The sequence below is a fragment of the Sphingobium sp. IP1 genome (assembly GCF_002708645.1).
Taxonomy (GTDB): Bacteria; Pseudomonadota; Alphaproteobacteria; order Sphingomonadales; family Sphingomonadaceae; genus Sphingobium; species Sphingobium yanoikuyae.
This window is the reverse complement of sequence record NZ_NOIW01000011.1, coordinates 80,352-90,092: the sequence shown is the minus strand read 5'-3', so window position 1 is coordinate 90,092 and position 9,741 is coordinate 80,352. Positions and strand designations below refer to the sequence as shown.

Here is a 9,741-nt window from a genome sequence, read left to right as displayed (position 1 = left end):
CGCGTGTCGCGCTCGCTCCGCATCGACCGGCGCGGCACCCATCGGGCATGGCGCACCGCCGCCCGGTCCGGCTCGCTGGCGGGCGCGGCGATGCCGTCGCATCGCCTGCGCACCCGCTGCGCCTCGCTCGGTCCCGGGACGCCCTCCATGACCGTCGCCCGGCACGGCTCGCTCGCGTCACGGCGATCCCTGCGGATCGCCCGTTCGCTACGCCTCGCCGGTGCCGATCGCACCGCGCACCACAGCCGCGCCGGCTCGCTCGCATCGCGGCCACACTTGCGCGTGTCGCGCTCGCTCCGCATCGAGCGGCGCGGCACCCATCGGGCATGGCACACCGCCGCCCGGTCCGGCTCGCTGGCGGGCGCGGCGATGCCGTCGCATCGCCTGCGCACCCGCTGCGCCTCGCGCGGTCCCGGGACGCCCTCCATGACAGCCGACCGGCACGGCTCGCTCGCGTCACGGCGACCCCTGCGGGTCGCCCGTTCGCTACGCCTCGCCAGTGCCGATCGCACCGCGCACCACCAACGCACCCGATGCCGGGATGCCGGGTCGATCACGGTCCTTCGGACCGACAATCCTGAACCGACCAGCGCGACCCTGACGGGTCGAAGAGCAGGGGGATCGGGAATGCGGTTTCAATCGGGAGACAAGCCCATGTCGATCACATTCTCGCTCGCAGTCCAGCAGCGCGCCGTCGCCAAACCGGCCATCATCACCGCTCGCCAGCTCGCCGCGTTCCGCGCCTTCGCTCGCGAGCGTGGTGAACTCATCGAGGACGACGATGATGACCCGCTTGTCAGCGCCAGTTTCGAGGCCCGCGTATGTCCATGGTCGCTCGCATCGATCTGCGCCCTGTTCGATCATGACGAAGCCGTCATAGCCGTGGTCGAGGAAGCGCAGTTTCGCGGCCTTACCATCCGGTTCTGGCGCGACGATGCGACCCGCTCCATCCGCATGTGCGTCGGTTCCTCACCCGACGGCGCAGCCGAAATCGATCTCTCCAACCAGAACGGTTACGCCGTTCTCGAGGCGATGGGTCTTGGCACCGAAGCGTGCGGCGACATTCCCCTCGACGATCTGCGCGCGCGGCTCGGAAAACCCGACATCCGCAAAGCCATGACCGACAATGGCCTGCACAGCTATCTCGATCGTCTCGACAGGATTGCCGCGACCTCCACGGTCGCCGACGATGTACGCATGGTCTGGGGTTAGCCTCCCTCCACGGTCCCTGCGTCGGGGGTGCCGGACATTCGTCCGGTGCCCCTTTTTTCTGCCTGCATGGCACAAGATCCGTGACAATCTTTGCCTCTGCAAAATGGGGGAGGGCCTGACGGCCGCTCCCCCATCATTTTGCCTGTCGGGCTTGAGGCCCGACACAGCGCCGACCGACTTACGCGGTCAGGCGCTTGAGCGTCTCTGTCGCCCCGAGTTTTCGGATCGCTTCGAGGATGCCGGTAAACTGCGCGCTGTCGGCCTTCATCAACCCCGACTTCTCGACCTCTTTCAGCCGGTCGCTTCGCTCCCGTTCGGCAAGCTGCTTGCGTCGCTCGCTCAACCGCTGTTCCTCCGCCTCAAGCTGCTTGCGTTCCTGCTCGATACTCCGTGCCATGGGACATGCCTTTTCTGATCGTGTGACCAGCCTCCACGACACAGGATGCCAGCGTGCCGACGACGACACAATAGCACGCAGCATCATCTCCATATGGAGCCACCATCTCGCTCGCTGATCCGGTCTTGACCGGACCAGCATAAGGGCGACGGACACTGGCCTATGGCCAGGTCCGTCGTGGGGCGGAATTGCTCCGCGAAACCCCGTCCCGACGATCCCGAGGATGATTGCCTGCGGCGCTTCCCTGCCGGAATCGGAGCCAACGATCGGACAACATCCCCTGATGCCCCGACAACCACCGATAGTCCCTAGAGATTTGCACACCCTATGCGGCAGGCCGCAGGTTAAGACATTGAAATATCGACCGTTTGCATACGCTTGCCTGTTTGCATGTGCAAACGCCTCACGACACCCACGCTAACTACTTGTCTTTGCACGATAAGTTCTGTTTGCAATTTAGCTACACGTTATTGCTGGAAACCCCCTGCAAATCGCGGTATCTAAGAGGCTCGGAAGCCCCACCATCCACTTGACCGTGGGTGGTACATGTCTAAGTCAACCATAGCTTTTCGGCTTTTGCCGAGTGAGTTGGCGGCACTGGATCAGATCGCTGCAAAGCGAGGCTGTTCCCGGTCCGAAGCCGCTCGCTACGCTCTCATGTTCGGCATCAGATTTGCCGAGGCGGACCATAGCTTCAATATCACCCGCGCCGTGCTCGTCCTCGAGTACATGCAAGCGGCGATCGACGTCATCATTACGCGCGATCACGGTGACGTCGTCCCACAGCTCTTAGCAGCCGCAAAGCAACGCCTGGAGACCTTCCATGCGTAGCAACGACATCCGCTTCAACGGCCAGGCCGCGACCGTCAAACATCACTCCGCACGCGGACGGATCACCCGAAATTCGGGCAACTTCACGCGCGGATCACAGCTGCTCGCCAGCCAGTACAAGATGACGTGGGCCGGCATCCAGGTGCCCATCTGGATCTGGCTCGGAACCTTCATCGTCCTCTTCAACATTTTCGTCTGGCTGGGGCTTGCCGAACATGAGTTCCAGCTGGACCTCATGAAGCTCTATTCCGCCGTCTGGACATGGGTCGGCGCGGACAAGTTCCACCTCATCAACCTGACCCTTCCCAGCGGCATCGTCACCAAGGTTCCGATCGGTTACGTCCCCTACGAACCCCATGTCGTTCACGCATGGGCGAAGACCGTCAAAATCTTCCTGACCACGCTGGTCATGTCCGTCTTCATTGCCGCGCCGCTCATCATGTGGTTCATCATGTGGGCCAACAAGCGCGGGCGCGACATGCTCCAGGAGCGCCACAATCGCGGCGCGATGCTCGTCGAGAACGATGTTCTCCTCAATGCCGTGCGCGCCCACAACGCCAAAAACTTCCGCAAGGAATGCGCCGAGCACGACCCGCCATTCGATCCCGCACGCGTCGCCAAGGCGCCGGTCATCGATCGCGTAGACCAGGGCATCCATGTGCCCTACCGCATCGCCGGCATCCCCTATCCATGGAGGCTCGAACAGAGCCATACGATGCTCATCGGCACCACCGGCACCGGCAAGACGACGCAGTTGCGCAGTCACGTCTCGCAGATCCGTGCGCGCGGCCACCGCGCCGTCATCTTCGACCTTACCGGCGCCTTCGTCGAAAGCTTCTACGATCCCGAAACCGACGTCATCCTCAACCCCATGGACGAGCGCTGCGCACCGTGGACGCTGTTCGATGAATGCCGCAACTATGCTGATTTCGTGTCGGCCGCCGCCGCGCTCATTCCCTCCCATCCCGAGGACAAGGAACCCTTCTGGCAGAACGCCGCGCGCATGCTCTTCATCGAGATGTGCCTGAAGCTTCAGGAAGATGGCGAAGGCAACAACGCCGCCATCGCCCACCACCTGATGCAGGCCGACCTCAAGAAGATCCACGCCAAGCTCGAAGATACCGTCGCTGCCCCGCTGACGACCGAAAAGGCGGCGCGGATGGCAGAGTCCATCCGCTCCGTCCTCAACGTCAACGGACAGGCGCTTCGCTTCATGCCGGACCCGGTCAAGGGCGGGCCTCCGGCCTTCTCGATCCGCGACTGGATCGCGACCGACAATCGCGACGGGTCGATCATGTTCATCACCGGCTCGTACAACGATCTGGAGATGACCCGCGGGCTCTTCACGCTGTGGATCGACCTCGCCGTCAACAACCTCATGCGCCTGCCCAAGACACGCGATCTGCGGACCTGGTATCTCTTCGACGAGGTCCACGCGCTCCATGCGCTACCGGGCATCGAACATGGCCTCCAGTCCGCCCGCAATTTCGGCGGTGCATTCGTCCTTGGCATCCACTCGTTCGACAAGCTGGTCGCCACCTATGGGCTCCAGAACGCGACCGCGCTGACGGGCCTTGCGCGCACCAAGCTGATCCTCGCCACCGCCGACCGCACGACCGCCGAAAAATGCTCCGAGTTCATCGGCAATCGCGAAGTGCGCCAGATGGATGAAGCCTACAGCTACGGCTATAACAATACCCGCGATGCCTCGACGCTGACGCCGCGCACCGCGATCGAACCGCTCGTCCTGCCCGACGACATCAACAATCTCCCCTCGCTGCACGGCTTCGTCAAATTCCCCGACGGCTTTCCCGCCTCGCGGATCGAACTGAAGATACGCTCCTATCCCGAGATCGCCCCAGGCGCCGTTCCCCGGAAGGACTTCAAGCCGACCGAATACGTCTCGCCGCAGGACCGGCGACGCCGGAACGAAAGCGCGGATGAGGGGGGTGAAGGTGGGCGTGAGCATACGCCCACGCGGCCCGTGGGAGGCGTGGAAGAGCGCGAGGAAGAAGAGCAACAGAAGACGCAGTCTGAAGCTGGTCATGCCCGGAGCGAAGCGGAGAAGGCGGCAGCGGCGATGGAGGTGATCGCCGCACCGCCGGTCGTGGTGGATCAGATCCAGATCGCACAAGCGAACAAAGCAGCCGGCGGAACAGAACCCGGGCAGTCGGCTGATGGCAGGACGGCGTCCAATGCCGAGACCGCGCGCGGAACCCACGGCCAGCTCAACCTCGATGCGAAACTGACTGGCATGGGGATGTCACTCATCGATAACCGCACAGCTGCGCAGGGTGCCGAACAGACACGATCGAACCCCGACATGCACAGTCATGAAGGTCCGTCGAACCGTTCCGATGGCGACCGGCATGAGGACCAGTCGACGCGCGAACTGCGCGACGGGTTCGCGACCGATCGCACCGAGGACCATCATCATCGTCATCACGGGCATGACCGCTCGCCCGAGATCGACGATGACATGGACCCGGAAATGTAACCGATGCTCTCGGTCGCTTCCGTCAAATCGGCCTCGGGCGCGGCGAACTATTTCGCCAAGGACGACTATTACACTGCCGAGCATGCCTCCGAGGCGACCGCGTGGGGCGGGGAGGGGGCGGCAGCGCTCGGTCTGTCGGGCGAGGTCACCAAGGAGGACTTCGAGAAGATCCTCAACGGCGAAATGCCCGACGGGGAAAAGGTCGGGCAGGTCCAGAACCGCCAGTCCGGTGTAGACCTGACTTTCTCGATGCCCAAGTCGGCCAGCGTCATGGCCTATGTCGCCGGCGACGCCCGCGTTCTCGCCGCGCATATGAACGCCGTTCGTGCGACCATGGGATGGGTCGAGAAGACCTTTGCCGAAGGGCGGACCTACGAGCATTCCAGGCATGGCGACGCTGTGCGAACCGGCAATCTCGTCTATGCCATGTTCCAGCACGACACGAGCCGTGCGCTCGATCCGCAGGGACATATCCACGTCCTCGTCGCGAACATGACGAAGATGGCAAACGGGGCCTGGCAGGCGCTGCACAATGGCCAGCTGTGGAAGAACAACACCACCATCGGCGCGGCCTATCATGCCCAGTTCCGCGCCGAGCTGGCAAAGATTGGCTATGAAACCAGCATCACCGGCAAGCACGGCCAGTTCGAGATCAATGGCGTGCCCAAAGCCGTCATCGAAGCCTTTAGTCAGCGCCGCACCGAGATAGCGGCCAAGGCGGCTGAACTGGGGATCACCAATCCCAAGGCAATCGACCGGATCACGACCAATACCCGCGACGCAAAATTGAATGTCGAGGACCGCGATGCCTTGCGCGCGGAATGGCGTGATCGGGCAACCGCGCTCGGGTTCGACGGAAAGGCGCTGGTCGATGCCGCCCGGGATCGTGCCGGTCTTGACAGGCCGGATACCCGGCTCGGCACGATGGAACGGGTCGGTGCGGTGATCGAGACTATTCGCGAGACACTCGGAGAGATGTTCCGCCCCGGCGATCCGCTCGTATCCAGAGGTATCGAGCGGCTACGTCTTTCGCCCGTCGAGATTCGCGCTCAGCATGCTGTTGCATCCGCGATCCGTATCCACGCCCAGCGTGAAGCGGCGTTCGAAGTATCCGCCGTCGCCCGAACTGCGCTCGATCTCGGTCTCAAGGGCGTCACCGCCAGTCATATCGATGCCCGCGTCTCCGAACTGATCCGTAATGAGCAGCTGATCCCCGGCAAGTCGGACCGGATCGATGATTTCGTGACCCATGTCACGACGCCCGAGGCGCTGGCGACCGAGCGCGGTATCCTTGCCGAGATCGAGCGCGGGAAAGGCGAGGGGCGCGTGATCGTCCCTGCCGATGTGGTGATCGACCGCATCAATGCCGCCTCGGGCGACAAACAGCTTAACGAGGGGCAGATGGCCGCCGCCACCATGGCGCTCATCTCGCGCGATCGGATCGTTGCCGTGCAGGGCGTGTCGGGCGCGGGCAAGTCGACGATGCTTGCGAGCGTCGCGCGCAATGTCGAGCAGGAAGGCGGCAAGGTCGTCGGCCTGGCGCTCATGAAAGCCACCGCCGACCGGCTCGGCGCCGAAACCGGCATCGAGAGTCGCACCGTCTCCTCCTTCGTCCACAGCTATGCGCGCCATGCGCTCGCAGGGAAGGGCGCAGGCTATGACGGCGCGCGTGACGCGCTCGCCGGCACGACGATCATCCTCGACGAAGCCTCGATGGTCGGCTCCGAACAGATGAAGCACCTCGTCGGCATCGCCAATGCGCTCGGCGTCGATCGCTTCCTGATGATCGGCGACCGCCAGCAGATTACCGCGGTCGATGCCGGCAAGGCCTTCGCGATCGCACAGGCCGGCGGGATCACGCTGGCGCGGATGGACGAAAACCTGCGCCAGCGCACCGACCAGCTGCGCACGGTCGCTGCGCTCACCAACCTCGGTCAGGTGCGCGAGGCGATGGCGGTGCTCGGCGACAAGGTCACGGCCAACCCCGAGCATGTGAAGGCGGCCGCAGAGCATTGGCTGGGCCTTACGCCCGAACAGCGCGAGACGACGGCCATGTTCTCGTCGGGCCGGGTCGCGCGCGCCGAACTCAATGTGCGCATCCAAGACGGGCTTGCCGCCGAAGGGGCGATCAAGGGCGAGGGCGTCGCGATCGGCGTCCTCGACAAGATCAACATTACCCGCGAGGAACTGCGCTACGCTCACAGCTACAAGCCCGGCCAGGTGCTGGACATCCCGAAAGCCGTCAGGGACCTCGGCCTTGGACCGGGCACCTACGATGTCATCGGCGTCGACCACAAGGGACGCGTCCAGGTGCGGATCGGCTCGCGTGTGCGCAGCTTCGACCCGCAGCGCATATCGCCCCTCGACAAAAGCGATGCGATGCAGCTCGCGCAACGCGAGCAGATCCGGCTGCACGAAGGCGACAAGATCCGCTGGACGAAAAACGATCGCGATCGTGGCCTCAACAACAACGATATCGCCCGCGTCATCTCGGCCGACAAGGCGGGCATCCGCGTCGAGGCGAGCGACGGCACGATCCACGATCTCAAGGCAGGCGATCCGATGATGGAGCGGATCAGCCTTGCCTATGCGCTCAACATGCACGCGGCGCAGGGCATCACGACCGACACCGCGATCGCGGTGATGAGCCACAAGGAATCCAACCTTTCCAACCAGCGCCTGTTCAACGTGACCGTGACCCGCGTCCGCGACGATATCCAGCTGTTCACCGACGATCGCGAAAAGCTGACACAGGCCATCGAGCGCAACGAAGGCAACAAGACATCGGCGCTCGAGACCGTGGGCGAACTTTCGGTCGATCCGGCGCGGGGCGTCGCCGGCGCGCAACCCGCAGCAACGTCGAACGAGCCGTTCAACCCCTCGCTTCCGCCGGACCTCGATCGCGCTCCGGAAAAGCTTGGGAGCAATGCCGAAGTAGCCAACAAGGACAACTCTCTCGGTAAAATCGATATCCGCACCGACCCCTCACTCGACCTTACCAAACATAGGGTAATCGTAGAGCCCAAAGCGCCGGAACTTCCCTTCCCTGAAAAAGACATCGGACTGGAACTGTGATGGCGCTCATGCTCATTTCTGTCCTTGCCCTTGTCGCCCTCGGAATGTGGTGGATCGGTCTGTCTGCCCGCTATCAGGCCCCGCAGCCGCCCGTATATGTGTCCAAAGCCGCTCCCGCACCTCGGATACAGCGACGCGCTTCCAAGGCACCCCGCGCGCGTTCAGCAGGGCAGGTCGGCAACCATCCTTCGGTAAAGTCGGTCTCTTCGCGGGCCATCACGATCGAGATGCCTCTCCCTCGACGGGAACCCGGCCCCTTCGAGACCGACCTCGACCTGCCTCGATGCCACCATCTTCCGCTCGCGTTCGACACCGGCCTGTCGTCGCTCAATCCCTACACCGGCCTCGACGACGATCCCTTCGGCGATCCCGAAATCGAGCGCCTTCTCGAACGCTATCTGCCGCAGCAGCGCAGCCGGTTTCACGACGCCGCCCCCCACCGAAAGGAGTCAAGACCATGACCGCCGCCCCGCTATCCTTCGAACAGGTCATCGCCAGCAAACACTGGCATCCCTGCAACCTCGACACCAACACCATGACCCAGTGCATCCAGCAGGCGAAGCATGAGGACGCTCTCGACTGGGGCGGCGAAACCCTGGCGATGGCCGCGATCTTCGGCCTTACCTACGCCGTCCTCATGCCGCTCGGCCGCTTCCTTCGCTCAAGAGCGATGCAAGAGAGGGGAGGCGGGGTCCATGCGCGCTGATTACCCGCTCTCCTTCCAGAGAGAATGCGAACCCGCGCGCCCGCTGTTGACGATCGCGACCGTCCAGACCGCTTCGGCCGACCGGCTTCGCACGGTCCGAAACGGCACGGGCGACCGCCTCGCCATCCTGGGCGATGGCGACGCGTTCACCGCGCTTGCCGACCAGACCCGCGATGTCCTGATCGATCCGGCGCTCGGCAACTGGGACTTTTTTGCCGATCATCCGAGCGACTATGCCAGATCCTCCGCGATCGAAGCGTTCCTGCCGGTCGAAAACGTGCGCGGCACAGCCTTCACCTATGCCGCGCGCTACGTCCTGCTGCGCGCAATCACCCATATCGGCAATGAGCCGGCAGAGACGCTCTCAGGGGTCCGCCGCCTAATCCATGCGCTGCCCGCCAGCGCGATCGCCGAGGTCGCAGGTCACGATCCGTCGTGTCCGCAGGCACTGCGCTGGGGGGAGACCGTGCGCGCAACCGTGATGACCGGCATTGCCGGCATCGCAGACCGCACGCCAGGCATCGCTCCCGTGTCGATCGCCCGGTGGCTGGCCGGGCCTTCGACCGTCATTCTCTTCGTGCGTCGCGATCCCGGGCGTCCCGCTTACGAAATCAGCGCGATCGAGGTGGCGCTACGCGACCATGCAATGCTGTCGGGATTTTCGACGCATCGCAGCGACGACGAAGCGCGGTCAACTGACTGCCGCCCCGATCATGCGCGGAACCCCGCACATCGTCACGCCCCGACCGGCTCCGCGCGCCGGCGAGGCGATCAGTCAGGAGCATCGACATGAGCAACTGGGAATTTGAGGAAATGGGCGAGTTCGGCTCGGACGCCGACGCCGACCGCTGGGCGAAGCGCAACAACCTCGCCCCGCAGGATGTCCGCATCCGCCGCAAGGGGGATGGGGTGGAGCTCGAGGTCCGGCGCTCGGCCCTCGGCGATGGCGATACCCGCCACGATGACCGTCGCGACGGCCGACGCAACGGCTTCTTCTGACAATCGGCCAGAACTGGAGAACAG

At 64.0% G+C, this 9,741-nt stretch carries 9 protein-coding genes; 7 read left to right on the top strand and 2 right to left on the bottom strand.

The window, feature by feature from the left end:
* The coding region (locus CG471_RS30545) for a hypothetical protein (protein ID WP_180275614.1) at positions 1–1,212 on the top strand (1,212 nt) is incomplete at its 5' end.
* A gap of 178 nt (positions 1,213–1,390) precedes the next feature.
* On the opposite strand, the gene CG471_RS05945 is transcribed toward CG471_RS30545, so the two are convergent.
* Positions 1,391–1,609, bottom strand: coding sequence for a hypothetical protein (locus CG471_RS05945; protein WP_069338469.1), 219 nt, complete (start codon positions 1,607–1,609; stop codon positions 1,391–1,393).
* A 555-nt stretch (positions 1,610–2,164) separates the two neighbouring features.
* Positions 2,165–2,377 (bottom strand): hypothetical protein, encoded by a 213-nt coding sequence (locus CG471_RS31165; protein WP_221775552.1) that lies wholly within the window; start codon positions 2,375–2,377, stop codon positions 2,165–2,167.
* Between the two features lie 55 nt (positions 2,378–2,432).
* On the opposite strand from CG471_RS31165, the gene CG471_RS05935 reads away from it, so the two are divergent.
* The 6 genes from CG471_RS05935 to CG471_RS05910 are packed head-to-tail and all read left to right on the top strand — an operon-like array spanning position 2,433 to position 9,717.
* The gene (locus tag CG471_RS05935) at positions 2,433–4,937 is read left to right on the top strand and encodes a type IV secretion system DNA-binding domain-containing protein (RefSeq protein ID WP_099231128.1); all 2,505 of its coding nucleotides are present in this window, start codon (positions 2,433–2,435) and stop codon (positions 4,935–4,937) included.
* A gap of 3 nt (positions 4,938–4,940) precedes the next feature.
* On the top strand, positions 4,941–8,012 hold the full coding sequence (gene mobF / locus CG471_RS05930) for a MobF family relaxase (RefSeq protein WP_069338472.1): 3,072 nt from the start codon (positions 4,941–4,943) through the stop codon (positions 8,010–8,012).
* The gene (locus CG471_RS30075) at positions 8,012–8,473 is read left to right on the top strand and encodes a hypothetical protein (protein ID WP_125988441.1); all 462 of its coding nucleotides are present in this window, start codon (positions 8,012–8,014) and stop codon (positions 8,471–8,473) included. Before mobF ends, CG471_RS30075 begins: the two co-directional genes overlap by 1 nt.
* Complete coding sequence (locus CG471_RS30540) at positions 8,470–8,718, top strand: hypothetical protein (protein ID WP_069338474.1); 249 nt, start codon at positions 8,470–8,472, stop codon at positions 8,716–8,718. The genes CG471_RS30075 and CG471_RS30540 overlap by 4 nt, the downstream gene beginning before the upstream one ends.
* Positions 8,708–9,511 carry a type IV secretion system DNA-binding domain-containing protein gene (locus CG471_RS05915; protein ID WP_099231126.1) on the top strand — a complete coding sequence of 268 codons (804 nt, stop codon included), beginning with the start codon at positions 8,708–8,710 and terminating at the stop codon, positions 9,509–9,511. The genes CG471_RS30540 and CG471_RS05915 overlap by 11 nt, the downstream gene beginning before the upstream one ends.
* Entirely contained in the window at positions 9,508–9,717 is a 210-nt protein-coding gene (locus CG471_RS05910; protein WP_069338476.1) for a hypothetical protein, read from the top strand. Before CG471_RS05915 ends, CG471_RS05910 begins: the two co-directional genes overlap by 4 nt.
* Positions 9,718–9,741 lie beyond the last annotated feature (24 nt).

Excerpts from the sequence above, each read along its gene's own strand:
- CG471_RS05935 (WP_099231128.1), top strand. The coding sequence starts at position 2,433 with ATGCGTAGCAACGACATCCGCTTCAACGGCCAGGCCGCGACCGTCAAA.
- CG471_RS30540 (WP_069338474.1), top strand. The coding sequence starts at position 8,470 with ATGACCGCCGCCCCGCTATCCTTCGAACAGGTCATCGCCAGCAAACAC.
- mobF (WP_069338472.1), top strand. The coding sequence starts at position 4,941 with ATGCTCTCGGTCGCTTCCGTCAAATCGGCCTCGGGCGCGGCGAACTAT.
- CG471_RS05915 (WP_099231126.1), top strand. The coding sequence starts at position 8,708 with ATGCGCGCTGATTACCCGCTCTCCTTCCAGAGAGAATGCGAACCCGCG.
- CG471_RS05910 (WP_069338476.1), top strand. The coding sequence starts at position 9,508 with ATGAGCAACTGGGAATTTGAGGAAATGGGCGAGTTCGGCTCGGACGCC.
- CG471_RS05945 (WP_069338469.1), bottom strand. The coding sequence starts at position 1,609 with ATGGCACGGAGTATCGAGCAGGAACGCAAGCAGCTTGAGGCGGAGGAA.
- CG471_RS30075 (WP_125988441.1), top strand. The coding sequence starts at position 8,012 with ATGGCGCTCATGCTCATTTCTGTCCTTGCCCTTGTCGCCCTCGGAATG.